Origin of the sequence: Streptococcus sp. HMSC034B03 (assembly GCF_001838575.1) — a bacterium.
In the GTDB taxonomy this organism is placed as follows: domain Bacteria; phylum Bacillota; class Bacilli; order Lactobacillales; family Streptococcaceae; genus Streptococcus; species Streptococcus anginosus.
Genome location: NZ_KV837621.1, coordinates 58,104 through 70,625, shown reverse-complemented (window position 1 = coordinate 70,625; position 12,522 = coordinate 58,104). Strand labels below are relative to the sequence as shown.

The window sequence follows — 12,522 nt, the reverse complement described above, 5'->3', positions numbered from 1 at the left end:
TTTTGTCCGTTCCAAAATGGAGCAAAGAATTTTACAATAAAAATAAGAAACATAAAGCAAAGGAGAAACTCATGAAAAAAATTATCAATCAACCAACGGCTGTTGTGGACGAAATGCTAGACGGTCTGGCTTATATCCATGGTGATTTGGTGCATCGTGTAGAAGGCTTTGATATCATTGCTCGAAATAGCGAAAAATCTGGCAAGGTAGCGATTATCTCAGGTGGCGGGAGCGGTCATGAGCCTGCTCATGCTGGCTTTGTGGGCGACGGTATGTTGTCAGCTGCGATTTGCGGAGCGGTCTTTACTTCCCCAACTCCTGACCAAGTCTTGCAGGCAATCAAAGAAGCAGACGAGGGCGCAGGTGTATTCATGGTTATCAAGAATTATTCTGGCGACATCATGAACTTTGAAATGGCGCAGGATATGGCAGAAATGGAAGGAATCGAGGTGGCAAGTGTTGTTGTCGATGACGATATTGCTGTTGAGGACAGCCTTTACACGCAAGGCCGCCGTGGAGTTGCTGGTACCATTTTGGTTCATAAGATTTTGGGAAATGCTGCGCGTGCTGGAAAATCACTGAGTGAAATCAAGGCCTTGGCTGACGAATTGGTTCCTCAGATTCATACGGTTGGGCTGGCTCTCAGTGGAGCAACTGTTCCTGAAGTCGGAAAACCCGGCTTTGTGCTTGCTGATGATGAAATTGAATTTGGAATCGGCATTCATGGAGAACCCGGCTATCGCAAAGAAAAAATGCAGCCGTCTAAAGACTTGGCACAAGAATTGGTGGCGAAATTAAAAGATTCTTTTGAATTCAAAGCAGGAGATAAAATCGGAATCCTTATCAATGGTATGGGGGCAACGCCGCTCATGGAACAATACGTCTTTGCCAACGATGTGGCTGGAATTCTCGCAGCAGCAGGTCTGGAAGTTGTTTACAAGAAATTAGGAAATTACATGACATCTATTGACATGGCAGGCATTTCTCTTACCTTTGTCAAATTGGAACGTGAAGACTGGCTGGAAGCTTTGAACAGCCCAGTTGCAACGATTGCTTGGTAGGAGGTACGATATGGATGCAGCATTAGCAAAGAAATGGATGCTTCTCTTTAATGAAAAAATTCAAGCCAACAAAGACTACTTGTCAGAGTTAGACACGCCCATTGGTGACGGAGACCACGGAGGAAATATGGCGCGTGGCATGGCAGCTGTCGTTGAAAATCTGGAAGGAAAGGATTTTGCCAATTCAGCAGAAGTCTTTCAAGTTGTCTCCATGCAATTGCTTAGCAAGGTTGGCGGGGCTTCTGGACCTCTTTACGGCTCAGCTTTCATGGGAATAATGAAGACTGAAAAAGAAGCTGCTAGCTTGGCAGAAGCTGTTCAAGCAGGGCTTGATATGATTCAAAAGCGAGGAAAGGCTGTTCCGGGTGAAAAAACCATGGTGGATGTCTGGTCTGGTGTGGTGATGGCTCTTCAAAAAGGAGAATTGACCAAAGAAACCATTCATACTTTGGTTGAAGCGACGAAAGATATGAAAGCAACGAAGGGTCGGGCTTCTTATGTCGGAGAGCGCTCTATCGGACATATTGACCCCGGTTCGTATTCATCAGGCTTACTTTTTGAAGCCTTGCTAGAAGTGGAGGAAAAAGCATGACAGAAGTTGGGATTGTCATCGTTTCTCATTCAAAATGGATCGCTCAAGGCCTTGTAGATTTAATTTCAGAAGTTGCCAAGGATGTCTTGCTGACCTATGTAGGTGGTACAGAAGATGGCGGCATTGGTACAAGTTTTGAACAAGTCCAAACGATTGTAGAAGCCAATGAAGCAGAGAAGATTTTAGCTTTCTTTGATCTTGGATCGGCTCGCATGAATCTGGAGCTGGTGGCAGACTTTTCAGATAAAGACATCATCATTAACAATGTTCCCATTGTTGAAGGAGCTTATACTACGGCTGCTCTCTTGCAAGCTGGTGCAGATTTGGCGACCATACAAGAACAATTGAAAGAGTTAGAAATTAAGAAATAAAGGAGTTTGATTATGAATCAGTATCTCGGTGAATTTTTAGGAACTTTCATCCTAGTATTGCTTGGCGACGGGGTTGTTGCTGGGAATGTTTTGAGCAAGACAAAAGAGGAAGGAACTGGCTGGGTTGCTATCGTTTTAGGTTGGGGGATTGCTTGTACAGTGGCGGTTTATGTATCTGGATTTTTCAGTCCAGCTCACTTGAATCCAGCGGTTACATTTGCAATGGCCTCTATTGGAGCGATTAGTTGGGGGCAAGTCTTTCCTTTCATTATTGCACAAATGCTGGGTGCCATGGCTGCGGCTTTTGTTCTATGGCTTCACTATTACCCTCATTGGGCTGAAACGAAAGATTCAGGCTTGATTTTAGCCAGCTTTTCAACGGGACCAGCCATTCGCCATACAGCTTCTAACTTTTTGGGGGAAGCACTGGGAACGGCCATTCTTGTCATCACGATTATGGCAATTGGTCCAAATAAAGTTGCTGCTGGTTTGGGTCCAATCATCGTAGGAACGGTTATTTTTGCAGTCGGTTTCTCACTTGGACCAACAACAGGCTATGCAATCAATCCTGCACGGGATTTGGGCCCGCGTATCATGCATGCTCTTTTACCAATCGCAAATAAAGGGGATTCTGACTGGTCCTATGCTTGGATTCCAGTCCTAGGTCCAATTGTCGGCGGTGTCGTAGGGGCTTTGCTCTACAATATCATTTTGGGTGTCATTTAAAAATAGTCAAAAGTAGGTTTCGGCCTACTTTTGTTGTCTCTTCTTGTGCTTCTTGTCTGAATTTTTTATAATAGCTGTATAGAATAGCGAGGATAGAGATGGCAAAGAAGCATTGGCTGAAATTACTTGGAGTGTTTTTGATTTTCGGAATAGTTGCCTGCCATTCAGTTTTGCTAGATCCAGCTGAGCGAATAGATGAACAAAAAGAGTATCAAACTATTGTAGCGAAATTTCACCAGATAACGGTGCCTGAACTCAAAGAAAAGCAGGCTCAGAGTGAAAATTTTTATCTCTACATTGGGCGAGGAACTTGTCCACACTGTAGGCGATTTGTGAAACAGCTGGAACGAATCAAAACAAAATCTTTTTATTATTTAGAGAGTGAGAAAAAGACGCCAGAGTTAGTTGCTTTTCGTGAGGCATATAAGATAAAATTTGTTCCTTATTTTGGAAAATTTAGTGGTTTTACAGAAGAAAAAGTGCTACAAATCAAGAAAAATATGACTGCTAAAAAAATTGAGGATTTTATTAAGTAGGAGAAAAACAAGGTGACAGTAAATCTTGTTTTTTTCTTATAGCAAGAATAGAAAAATTGTTAAATAAAAAAAACAAAATACTTTTCAAATTGGTCTAGACGGGTTATAATGATGTCAAGATATAAAAAAGAGAGTGGGACAGAAATCAGTAGTTTCGTAGAAACTTGATTTCATCGTCCCACCTCTGCACAGCTCGAAAGGTTTGGAAATAAAGTCAAGTGAAGCTTGACGTCAAAAGGGCTGTAAAAGTTGATTTATCAACGTGTTAGAGTCCACTCAGCAGTGATTGATTGGCACTAAAGTGCCTAATCAATTGTGCATGGGAAACTCTACATTGACTAAAGTCAATAGAGCTTCTCCAAACTACTGCGTTTTATAATTCTAACTATATAAACAAAGGAAGCCGAGCACTTTGTCCCAGCTTCTTATATAAAAATAATTAGTGATTTCCACTGCGTGACACGAACTTGATTTTAAAGAAATCACCACGTTTGTAGGCTTCGCTATACTCTAAAATTTGTCCTGTACTTTCTAACTGTGTTGTTTTTACTTGGAAGACGGTCGGGAAGTTTGTGTCAATGTCCAGTAATGTTGCAACAGCTTCTGGTGTCGGGAAGATAATTTCATTAGTTTCTTCAAAGTGCTCATCATTCATGTGAATATGATAGTCTTGTTTGAAGCGATTGTAGATAGAGCTGTAATATTCAAGATCTGGATAATTTGCGTTGATATATTGCTCTGGGATATAGGATTGATGATAGATGTAAGGAGTATCTTTCGCTTTACGAAGTCGCTCGATTTTATAGTAAAATTGATGTCCCTTCAAATCTAACTTATCAAGAAATTTCAAGTCGTTTCCGCGCTCGATCGATAAAACGGTCACTTGATCATTTTGGGTAGGAAATATCTCAACGTCAGAAAATTCAACGAGTTTGTGCTTACGCGCGCGCGACACAAATGTTCCTTTTCCTTGCTGACGAATGATATATCCGTCTTTTGCTAGCTCATTTAAAGCTCTGACAACAGTAATAGAACTCACATCGTACATTGTGATTAGCTCAGCTTCTGTATAAAATTTATCTCCATTCTCAAATTGACCCGAGATAATCTTGCTTTTGAGTTCGTCTTTAATGTATTGGTATTTAGGGATTGCCATGTTATTCACCTCTCTTTCGCTTCCCTCTCATAAAAAATTTTACCATAATTTTTCTTAAAATGGTTAAATTTATTAAATTTTTCAAAAACTATTGACATTTCATACAAAATATATTATACTAACCAATGTAAACGATTGCAAAATCGAAGATTTGTTGTGTGAAAGAAGGAAATGATTTGGCAAGATTTGAGATTAAAGAAGAATTTTATCTGAATCAACAGCCTTTTAAAATATTGTCTGGTGCCATTCATTATTTTCGGATTCAGCCAGATGATTGGTATCATTCGCTTTATAATTTGAAAGCTCTGGGCTTTAATACGGTAGAAACCTACATTCCATGGAACGTCCATGAACCTCAGAAAGGGCAGTTTTGCTTTGAGGGGATCTTGGATTTGGAGAAATTTCTTCAAATTGCACAGGATTTGGACTTATACGTTATTCTTCGTCCGTCGCCTTACATTTGTGCAGAATGGGAATTTGGTGGTTTGCCGACTTGGCTTTTAGAAGAAGATATGAGAATTCGTTCTTCTGACCCTGCTTATCTTGCAGCAGTTGCTAGTTATTACGATGAATTGATGCCGCGCTTAGTCCCGCATCTTTTGGAAAATGGCGGCAACATTCTCATGATGCAGGTCGAAAATGAATATGGCTCGTATGGCGAAGATAAGGAATATTTGAGAGCTGTTCGAGATATGATGTTAGAGCGAGGTGTGACTTGCCCGTTATTTACGTCAGACGGGCCTTGGCGTGCGGCGTTGAGGGCAGGAACGCTTATTGAGGATGATGTATTTGTAACGGGGAACTTTGGCTCCAAAGCAAAAGAAAATTTCGCGCAGATGCAGGAATTCTTTGATGAACATGGCAAGAAGTGGCCGCTCATGTGTATGGAATTTTGGGACGGTTGGTTCAATCGTTGGAAGGAGCCGGTTGTCACGCGAGATCCAGAAGAGTTGGCTGAAGCGGTTCACGAAGTCTTGCAACAAGGCAGTATCAATCTTTATATGTTTCACGGGGGCACAAATTTTGGTTTTATGAATGGCTGTTCAGCGCGAGGAAACATTGATCTGCCGCAAGTAACGTCTTATGATTACGAAGCTCTCCTTGATGAACAAGGAAATCCAACACCTAAATACTTTGCTATTCAGCAAATGTTAAAAAAATATTATCCAGAGTATCCACAAATGGAGCCTTTGGTAAAAGAATCGTTTGAGTTAAAGAATATTCCGCTCAGTGAGAAAGTTAGTTTATTTGAGACTTTAGAAGATGTAGCGCAGCCAATCGAGAGCTTGTATCCTATGAAAATGGAGGAGTTGGGCCAAAATGTTGGTTATCTGCTCTATCGTACAGAAGCGGAATGGGATGCGGACGAGGAACGGATTCGTGTCATTGATGCGCGTGACCGCATGCAGCTTTTTGTCGATGAAGAGCTTGTCGTCAATCAGTATCAAATGGAAATTGGTGAAGACATCTTTGTTCCCCGGCAGAAGCAATCCACGCATCAGATTGATATTTTGATAGAAAACATGGGGCGTGTTAACTATGGGCATAAACTTTTGGCAGAAAGCCAGCATAAAGGTATTCGCACAGGAGTTTGCAAAGATCTTCATTTTATGCTCCATTGGAAACAGTATCCATTAGAGTTGAAAAATCCAGAAAAAATTGATTTTACGAAAGAATGGCATGAAAATCAGCCAGCTTTCTATGCGTTTGACGTTGAATTGAAAGCGCTTAAAGATACTTATCTGGAGTTGACCCACTTTGGCAAAGGAATCGTCTTTGTCAATGGTGTCAATATCGGTCGCTTCTGGGATGTCGGACCGACCTTATCGCTGTATATTCCACATGGTCTCTTAACTATCGGAAAAAATCGTATCATTATTTTTGAAACTGAAGGGAAATACAGCGAATTTATTCATTTAGTTCACAAACCTACATTTAAAACAATAAAGGGGGCAAAATTATGACAATTGTAGGGAATCGGATTGATGGACGTTTGATCCATGGGCAAGTAGCTAATCTTTGGACTACAAAATTAAACATCTCACGTATCATGGTAGTAGATGATGAAGTGGCAGAAAATGCTATTGAAAAAAGCGGCTTGAAATTGGCGACACCAGCTGGTGTGAAATTGAGTGTTTTACCAGTTGCAAAAGCAGCAGAAAATATTCTAGCCGGCAAATATGATAGCCAACGCCTGCTCATTGTTGCGAGAAAGCCAGACCGCTTTTTGAAATTAGTAGAAGCAGGCGTGCCAATTGAAACACTCAATGTAGGCAATATGTCGCAAACACCTGAAACGCGTTCTATCACACGCTCAATTAACGTAGTAGATGAAGACGTGGTAGTATTTAACAAGTTGCATGAAAAAGGTGTGACAATAACAGCTCAAATGGTTCCAAATGATCCAGTTGAAGACTTTATGAAATTATTGAAATAAATTTAGGAGGTCATTGTTATGATACAATGGTGGCAAATTCTCTTACTGACGCTGTATTCAGCGTATCAAATTTTGGATGAGTTGACGATTAACTCATCAGCTGGCTCCCCTGTTTTTGCAGGTTTTATCACTGGTTTGGTCATGGGAGATTTGAAGACTGGCCTATTTATTGGTGGCAGTCTCCAGCTCGTTGTGCTTGGGGTTGGTACATTCGGTGGTGCCTCTCGGATTGATGCAACGTCTGGTGCGGTTCTTGCAACAGCATTCTCTGTGGCAACAGGTATGAAATCAGAACTCGCTATTTCAGCTATTGCCGTTCCGGTAGCAGCCTTGCTGGTTTATACAGACGTTCTTGGACGTTTCTCTACGACTTACTTTGCACATCGTATTGATGCAGCGGTTGAAAAATTTGACTACAAAGGCATTGAACGCAATTACTTACTAGGTGCCATTCCATGGGGACTTTCACGTGCCCTTCCAGTATTTCTGGCTTTGTGGCTCGGTGGAGATGCTGTAAAAGCCTTCTCAGACTGGCTTGCCAATAATGCACAATGGATCGCAGACGGATTGATTCTTGCAGGTAAAATGCTTCCTGGTGTCGGTTTTGCAATTTTGCTTCGTTACCTTCCGGTCAAGAAAAATCTTCATTATCTTGGTTTAGGTTTTGCCATTACAGCTATGTTGAAAGTTGTTTTTGACTATATTTCAACATTGGCAGCTGCTTCAGGAGCTGTCAAACAACTCGCTACAGCTCTTGGTGGTGCAAAATTTGAAGGTCTACCAATGATTGGGATTGCGATTATTGGCTTTGCCTTGGCAACAATCAACTATAAAAATGCGACTAATAAACAAGTCGTGACTGTTGCTGCAGAACAATCAGAAAGTGGGGAAATTGACGATGACGAACTCTAATTACAAATTAACAAAAGAAGATTTTAACCAAATCAACCGTCGTAGTCTCTTTACTTTCCAATGGGGTTGGAACTACGAGCGTATGCAAGCGTCAGGCTATCTTTATATGATTTTGCCGCAATTGCGCAAGATATATGGAGACGGTACGCCAGAATTAAAGGAAATGATGCGGACACATACGCAATTCTTCAACACATCTAACTTTTTCCATACTTTAGTAACAGGGATTGATCTAGCACTTGAAGAAAATGAAGGAGTTGCGGCTAAAGATACCGTTACAGGGATTAAAACCGGTTTAATGGGGCCATTTGCAGCGATTGGCGATGCGATTTTTGGTTCTACTATTCCTGCTATTATGGGTGGTCTGGCTGCTGGACTTGCTGTTGAAGGCAATCCTCTTGGAATTTTCCTTTGGATAGCTGTGACAATCGCAATCAATGTCTTCCGTTGGAAACAATTAGAGTTTGCCCACAAAGAAGGGGTGAAATTAGTTACAACCATGCAGGACAAATTGTCTGCCATCACAGATGCTGCAACAGTTCTTGGTGTTTTCATGGTGGCGGCCTTGATTGCTACGATGATTAACTTTAAATTTACCTATACACAAAGTTTTGGTGGTGTAACCTTCAATCTTCAAGAAACATTGGATAAAATCTTCCCGCGTTTGGTTCCGGCATTGTTTACTGGTTTTGTTTATTGGCTGCTTGGTAAAAAAGGTATGAATTCAACCAAAGCAATCTTTATTGTCATTATTATTGCAATTGGTGTTTCTGCGCTTTCACACTTTACTCATACGCCAATCTTAGGTGTTTAAAAGGAGCTTTTCTATAAATGACAAAACAACTTGTACTGGTCAGTCACGGTCGCTTTTGCGAAGAATTGAAGAAAAGCACCGAAATGATTATGGGGCCACTGGACTTCATTCATACAGTTCCTCTGCTTCCAGAGGAAGGAATAGACGACTTTACTGCTAAATTTTCAGCGACTGTAAAAGATTTAGGTGATTATATCGTCTTTGCCGACCTGCTTGGTGGAACACCTTGCAATGTCGTTAGCCGTCTGATTTTGGAAGGACTCCAAATTGAACTTTATGCAGGGATGAATATGCCAATGGTGATTGAATTTATCAATTCTGCCCTAACTGGCGTAGAAGCAAAATATATCGAAAAAGCGAACAAATACATCGTGAAAGTCAATGATGTATTAGCAGAAATGAACGATGACGAAGATGAATAAAGGAGTGTCCAGCTAATAGTCGCTGAAAAACACGTCCTTGCTTGAATTGCTCCAATGAGCAATCTGTATAACTAAGGGGGCTGGGGCAAGAAAATGGATTTCTTTGAAATCATCATTTTCCCACTCCCTTTCTTTTAGTTAGCATTGCAAAGCAGAAAGGAGAACCATGCTAGATTATACAAAGGAAGACTTGATTGAATTAGGTGCGGAAATCACCACACGGGAAATCTATCAACAGCCACAAGTTTGGCAGACGGCTTTTGAAAATTATAAAGCGCAATCTGATGAGATTGTAGCTTTTCTAAATGGGATTGGTGAAAAGCATGATTATATCAAGGTTATTTTGACAGGGGCTGGGACATCAGCCTATGTCGGAGATACCCTTTTGCCTTATTTCAGAAAGATTTACGATGAACGCAAGTGGAACTTTAATGCCATTGCAACGACAGATATTGTCGCTAATCCGCTTGCTTATCTGCACAAGGAAGTGACGACCATTTTGGTTTCCTTTGCTCGTAGTGGCAATTCACCAGAGAGTGTTGCGGCAGTTGACTTGGCAAAAGACATAGTTGAGGAACTTTACCAAATCACGATTACATGCGCCGAAGAAGGTAAATTAGCCCAGCAAGCACACGGTGACGAACGCAATTTGCTCTTGCTCCAACCTGCACCGTCAAATGATGCTGGCTTTGCCATGACATCGAGCTTTACGTCTATGATGTTGACAGCCTTGCTCGTCTTTGACAAAGCAGATTTAGCTGCAAAAGCCGAAAAAGTTTCTACTTTGATAGCCTTGAGCCAAGAAATGTTAGACTCGGCAGAAGCGATTCAAAAGATGGTTTCCTTGGATTACAATCGTGTCATTTATCTGGGAGCAGGTCCTTTCTTTGGCTTGGCGCATGAAGCTCAGTTGAAAATTTTAGAATTGACAGCAGGACAAGTGGCAACGATGTATGAAAGCCCAGTCGGATTCCGTCACGGTCCAAAGTCGTTAGTGAATGAAAAGACGGTCGTTGTGGTGTTTGGATCGACAGATCCCTACACCAAATTATACGACCTTGACTTAGTACGAGAAGTAGCCGGAGATGAGATTGCCCGCAAGGTAATTTTATTGACAGAACAAAAAGAAGATTTGGAAAATATTGAACAAGTCATTCTTTCTAGTCAACAGCTAGCAGATGATGTTTATCGCGTATTCCCTTATATTGTTTATGGTCAATTATTTGCCTTGTTGACAGCCCTCAAGGTGAAAAATCGTCCAGACACACCGTCTCCGACAGGCACCGTCAACCGTGTTGTGCAGGGTGTTATCATTCACTCATTTGACAAAGAATAGGAAGGAATCCATGGAAAAATTAAGGATTAGTCACGAAAAATTAGCACACTTAAAGAATCTTTCAGATGAAAATGACATTATTGGAGCTTTGGCGATTGACCAGAGAGGTTCGTTGAAAAAAATGCTGGCAAGTGGCGCACATGCTGTATCAGGAAATGAAGCATTGATTGAATTTAAACAATTGATTTCCAGTCAGTTGACTCCGTATGCAACTTCTATCCTTTTGGATCCAGAATTCGGTGTACCTGCTACCAAATTACGTGCGCCAGAATGCGGTCTTATTGTTGCTTATGAAAAAACGGGCTATGATGCGACGACAGAAGGGCGCCTGCCAGACTTGCTACCAAATTGGTCAGCCAAACGCATGAAAGAGTTGGGCGCTGACGCGGTCAAGGTTTTGATTTACTATGATGTAGATGACAAGCCTGAAATCAACGACATCAAACAAGCCTGGGTAGAGCGCGTAGGAAGCGAATGTGTGGCAGAAGACATTCCTTACTTCCTTGAAATCTTGACTTATGATAGGAAGCGTGCTAGTGTAGTAGATGCAGATTATGCGAAAGTAAAACCACACAAAGTCAATGAAGCCATGAAGCTCTTTTCAGATCCACGCTACAATGTTGATGTCTTGAAAGTGGAAGTACCGGTCAATATGAATTTTGTCGAAGGGTTTACGAAAGGCGGAGTTGAAGCTGTCTACAACCTCGCGGAAGCCAAGACATTTTTCAAAGAGCAGTCTGATGCAACTCATCTGCCCTTTATTTTCCTGAGTGCTGGAGTTAGCGCAGATCTTTTCCAGGAAACGCTGAAAGTAGCGCATGAAGCAGGTTCTCAATTCAACGGTGTCCTTTGCGGACGTGCTACTTGGAAAGATGCAGTTACGGTCTTTGCAGATCAAGGAGCAGATGCAGCTAAAGCTTGGCTAGATGAAGCGGGGCGTCAAAATATTGAATACTTGAATCGTGTTATACGTGAAACAGCTGTTTCGTGGACGGAAAAACTAAAAATTTAAAATAGGAAAACATAAATTTGTAATAAAAATAAGGAAAGTTGTATGAAATCTTATCAAGAAGCTATTTTTGGAACATTTCAAGGAAAAGATATTGTTGCTTATACATTTGAAAATGACTTGGGCTATCGTTTGAAAGTCATGACTTATGGTGCGACTGTCTTAGAGTATGTCACTCCGGATAAAAATCATGAATTTGCAAATATCGTGGTGGGGTTTGATCATTTTGATGCCTATGTAGGCAACAGCCCTAAATATGGTGCAAGCGTCGGACCAGTTGCAGGACGGATTGCAAAAGCACAGTTTGAGCTGAATGGCGAAACCTATCAGTTAGAAGTCAACAACGCAGAAAATTGCAATCATAGCGGTTCTACTGGCTGGGACAGTGCTATTTTTCAAGTTGAGGAAGTCACAAATGAAGGCGTCACTTTCTATACCGAACGTGCAGATGGAACGGGTGGTTTTCCGGGAAATCTGAAAGTCTGGGTTTCTTATACTTTAACGGAACTAGGTGAGTTAGAGATTTCTTACCAAGTTCAGACGGACAAGGATACCTTGGCCAATCCAACCAATCACAGTTACTTCAACTTATCAGGCAATTTCAGCCAACCAATTGATAACTGTATCTTGCAGCTAAATACCTCAGGGGTATTTCCAATCGCACCAGACGGCGTACCTGCTAAAGTCGCTGATTCAAACCGCAATTTTGTCAAAGACTTAACAAAAGGTGTGACTTTGAAAGATATTTTTGCCAATCAAGATGAGCAGATTCAGATTGTGTCCGGTCTGGATCATCCATTTGCATTGGAAAAAGGAGAGAAGGAAGCAGGTTCCTTGTATGATCCTAAATCCGGTCGCCTTTTGACATTTAAAACAAGTGCGCCTTGCTTAGTGACTTACTCAGCAAACTTTGTAGATGATACGGTCATTTTAAATGGACAATCCATGATTCAACACAATGGCTTGGCTCTTGAAACCCAAGCCCTACCAGATGCCATTCACAGCGACCTGAAAGCTGATGTTATCTTGAAAGCAGGTGAGGTTTTTACCAGCACAACCATTTATCATGCAACAAGCAAATGAAAATGAATATTGAAAACGGCAGTACATTTTTCTGTCGTTTTTGATTTAAGACATTTAGTATCATCAA

14 protein-coding genes are annotated in these 12,522 nt (G+C 41.3%); 13 read left to right on the top strand and 1 reads right to left on the bottom strand.

The window, feature by feature from the left end; translation table 11 throughout:
- The first annotated feature begins 71 nt into the window (after positions 1 to 71).
- From dhaK to HMPREF2634_RS01830, 5 genes are all read left to right on the top strand, one after another.
- Positions 72 to 1,061, top strand: coding sequence for a dihydroxyacetone kinase subunit DhaK (gene dhaK, locus HMPREF2634_RS01850; protein WP_003027192.1), 990 nt, complete (start codon positions 72 to 74; stop codon positions 1,059 to 1,061).
- A 10-nt stretch (positions 1,062 to 1,071) separates the two neighbouring features.
- Positions 1,072 to 1,653: a dihydroxyacetone kinase subunit DhaL gene (dhaL, locus tag HMPREF2634_RS01845; RefSeq protein ID WP_041783970.1), complete on the top strand. Its 582-nt coding sequence runs from the start codon at positions 1,072 to 1,074 to the stop codon at positions 1,651 to 1,653.
- The gene (gene dhaM, locus HMPREF2634_RS01840) at positions 1,650 to 2,024 is read left to right on the top strand and encodes a dihydroxyacetone kinase phosphoryl donor subunit DhaM (protein ID WP_003027196.1); all 375 of its coding nucleotides are present in this window, start codon (positions 1,650 to 1,652) and stop codon (positions 2,022 to 2,024) included. Before dhaL ends, dhaM begins: the two co-directional genes overlap by 4 nt.
- A gap of 12 nt (positions 2,025 to 2,036) precedes the next feature.
- The gene (locus HMPREF2634_RS01835; RefSeq protein ID WP_070836141.1) at positions 2,037 to 2,750 is read left to right on the top strand and encodes an MIP/aquaporin family protein; all 714 of its coding nucleotides are present in this window, start codon (positions 2,037 to 2,039) and stop codon (positions 2,748 to 2,750) included.
- Between the two features lie 98 nt (positions 2,751 to 2,848).
- Positions 2,849 to 3,286, top strand: a complete 438-nt coding sequence (locus HMPREF2634_RS01830) for a DUF6568 family protein (protein ID WP_021001161.1) — start codon at positions 2,849 to 2,851, stop codon at positions 3,284 to 3,286.
- Between the two features lie 439 nt (positions 3,287 to 3,725).
- On the opposite strand, the gene HMPREF2634_RS01825 is transcribed toward HMPREF2634_RS01830, so the two are convergent.
- Positions 3,726 to 4,442 (bottom strand): GntR family transcriptional regulator, encoded by a 717-nt coding sequence (locus tag HMPREF2634_RS01825; RefSeq protein WP_021001162.1) that lies wholly within the window; start codon positions 4,440 to 4,442, stop codon positions 3,726 to 3,728.
- A 158-nt stretch (positions 4,443 to 4,600) separates the two neighbouring features.
- Between HMPREF2634_RS01825 and HMPREF2634_RS01820 the strand changes: the two genes are divergently transcribed.
- The 8 genes from HMPREF2634_RS01820 (at position 4,601) to HMPREF2634_RS01785 (ending at position 12,455) form a co-directional block, all read left to right on the top strand.
- A complete protein-coding gene (locus tag HMPREF2634_RS01820; RefSeq protein ID WP_235044317.1) occupies positions 4,601 to 6,406 on the top strand; it encodes a glycoside hydrolase family 35 protein in 1,806 nt (601 codons plus the stop codon).
- The gene (locus HMPREF2634_RS01815) at positions 6,403 to 6,879 is read left to right on the top strand and encodes a PTS sugar transporter subunit IIB (RefSeq protein ID WP_021001164.1); all 477 of its coding nucleotides are present in this window, start codon (positions 6,403 to 6,405) and stop codon (positions 6,877 to 6,879) included. Before HMPREF2634_RS01820 ends, HMPREF2634_RS01815 begins: the two co-directional genes overlap by 4 nt.
- Before the next feature lie 18 nt (positions 6,880 to 6,897).
- The gene (locus tag HMPREF2634_RS01810) at positions 6,898 to 7,791 is read left to right on the top strand and encodes a PTS mannose/fructose/sorbose/N-acetylgalactosamine transporter subunit IIC (RefSeq protein WP_070836139.1); all 894 of its coding nucleotides are present in this window, start codon (positions 6,898 to 6,900) and stop codon (positions 7,789 to 7,791) included.
- Positions 7,778 to 8,605, top strand: a complete 828-nt coding sequence (locus HMPREF2634_RS01805) for a PTS system mannose/fructose/sorbose family transporter subunit IID (RefSeq protein WP_003027209.1) — start codon at positions 7,778 to 7,780, stop codon at positions 8,603 to 8,605. The genes HMPREF2634_RS01810 and HMPREF2634_RS01805 overlap by 14 nt, the downstream gene beginning before the upstream one ends.
- A 17-nt stretch (positions 8,606 to 8,622) precedes the next feature.
- Complete coding sequence (locus HMPREF2634_RS01800) at positions 8,623 to 9,027, top strand: PTS sugar transporter subunit IIA (RefSeq protein WP_021001165.1); 405 nt, start codon at positions 8,623 to 8,625, stop codon at positions 9,025 to 9,027.
- A 166-nt stretch (positions 9,028 to 9,193) separates the two neighbouring features.
- Complete coding sequence (locus HMPREF2634_RS01795; protein ID WP_057489501.1) at positions 9,194 to 10,363, top strand: SIS domain-containing protein; 1,170 nt, start codon at positions 9,194 to 9,196, stop codon at positions 10,361 to 10,363.
- Between the two features lie 10 nt (positions 10,364 to 10,373).
- Entirely contained in the window at positions 10,374 to 11,375 is a 1,002-nt protein-coding gene (gene lacD / locus HMPREF2634_RS01790; protein ID WP_021001167.1) for a tagatose-bisphosphate aldolase, read from the top strand.
- Between the two features lie 42 nt (positions 11,376 to 11,417).
- Complete coding sequence (locus tag HMPREF2634_RS01785) at positions 11,418 to 12,455, top strand: aldose epimerase family protein (RefSeq protein ID WP_003027213.1); 1,038 nt, start codon at positions 11,418 to 11,420, stop codon at positions 12,453 to 12,455.
- Positions 12,456 to 12,522: the final 67 nt, after the last annotated feature.

Coding starts and splice junctions, on each gene's coding strand:
- dhaK (WP_003027192.1), top strand. CDS start 72: ATGAAAAAAATTATCAATCAACCAACGGCTGTTGTGGACGAAATGCTA.
- dhaL (WP_041783970.1), top strand. CDS start 1,072: ATGGATGCAGCATTAGCAAAGAAATGGATGCTTCTCTTTAATGAAAAA.
- dhaM (WP_003027196.1), top strand. CDS start 1,650: ATGACAGAAGTTGGGATTGTCATCGTTTCTCATTCAAAATGGATCGCT.
- HMPREF2634_RS01835 (WP_070836141.1), top strand. CDS start 2,037: ATGAATCAGTATCTCGGTGAATTTTTAGGAACTTTCATCCTAGTATTG.
- HMPREF2634_RS01830 (WP_021001161.1), top strand. CDS start 2,849: ATGGCAAAGAAGCATTGGCTGAAATTACTTGGAGTGTTTTTGATTTTC.
- HMPREF2634_RS01825 (WP_021001162.1), bottom strand. CDS start 4,442: ATGGCAATCCCTAAATACCAATACATTAAAGACGAACTCAAAAGCAAG.
- HMPREF2634_RS01815 (WP_021001164.1), top strand. CDS start 6,403: ATGACAATTGTAGGGAATCGGATTGATGGACGTTTGATCCATGGGCAA.
- HMPREF2634_RS01810 (WP_070836139.1), top strand. CDS start 6,898: ATGATACAATGGTGGCAAATTCTCTTACTGACGCTGTATTCAGCGTAT.
- HMPREF2634_RS01805 (WP_003027209.1), top strand. CDS start 7,778: ATGACGAACTCTAATTACAAATTAACAAAAGAAGATTTTAACCAAATC.
- HMPREF2634_RS01800 (WP_021001165.1), top strand. CDS start 8,623: ATGACAAAACAACTTGTACTGGTCAGTCACGGTCGCTTTTGCGAAGAA.
- HMPREF2634_RS01795 (WP_057489501.1), top strand. CDS start 9,194: ATGCTAGATTATACAAAGGAAGACTTGATTGAATTAGGTGCGGAAATC.
- lacD (WP_021001167.1), top strand. CDS start 10,374: ATGGAAAAATTAAGGATTAGTCACGAAAAATTAGCACACTTAAAGAAT.
- HMPREF2634_RS01785 (WP_003027213.1), top strand. CDS start 11,418: ATGAAATCTTATCAAGAAGCTATTTTTGGAACATTTCAAGGAAAAGAT.